Annotated in this window: 1 pseudogene; it reads right to left on the reverse strand. The window is 45.1% G+C overall.

The window, feature by feature from the left end:
• Nucleotides 1-1,056, reverse strand: a pseudogene (locus tag A3757_RS01145) (glucose-6-phosphate isomerase); the annotation flags it as partial.

The raw sequence follows: 1,056 nt of genomic DNA on the forward strand, positions 1-1,056 counted from the left end.
TGATGGGTGATGCGTATCAAGCGTAGCAATGAAGTCACATGGGATTAGTTTAGTGCCCTGATGCAATAACTGGTGGAAAGCATGTTGGCCGTTAGTTCCAGTACCCCCCCATATTATAGGGCCTGTATGGTAAGTAAGAGCTTTACCTTTTGTAGATACGTGTTTGCCGTTACTCTCCATATCTAATTGCTGGAGGTGATCAGGAAGAAAGCTCAGATACTGATCATAAGGCATTACGGCATGTGAGTCGGCGCCAAAGAAACTGTGGTACCAAATGCCTAGCATTGCCATCAGGCTTGGCATATTCTGCTCAAAGGGAGCTGAGATAAAATGCTCATCCATTTCGTGTGCGCCTTGTAGCAAGGCTTCGAAGTGCTCATTGCCAATCATAAATGCGATTGGAAGACCAATTGCAGACCAGAGTGAATAGCGCCCTCCTACCCAGTCCCACATAGGGAAGATATTTTCTTCCTTAACTCCAAAGGCTATCGCAGCTTCGATATTACTGCTCACAGCATAGAGATGCATGCCAAGGTCTTCTTGAAGCATTCCGTGCTCTAGTAGAAAGTTCTTTACAGTTTGAGCATTTGTAAGTGTTTCCTGTGTACCGAAGGACTTAGACTGAATCAGGAAAATGGTGGATTCAGGTACGATCTGAGAGAGCACTTGGTGGCTATCGCTACTGTCTACGTTAGCAATATAGTGACAACTCAGGCCTTCTTTGGCGATGGGTGATAGTGCTTCGGTAACTGTTTTGGGGCCTAGATAAGAGCCCCCAATGCCGATACTAACGAGAGTATCAATGGGTTTTCCGGTGTAACCAAGAACTTCCTGTTGGTGTATTTTATCAACGAATTCTTGAATTTGAATTCGACATTCAAGGATTTCATCCAATATATCTTGGCTAGGCGAATAGCTAGTAGTTTGAGTCAGGCTAGACTTTGGAAGTCGTAAGGCCGTATGTAAGACGCCTCTGTCCTCTGTGTTGTTCAGTAAGTCTCCATTCTCTCCTGTGCCACAAAACAAGGCCTTAACCTTTGCTTCAAGCCCTGCTTC

The sequence above is a fragment of the Oleiphilus sp. HI0117 genome (assembly GCF_001635235.1).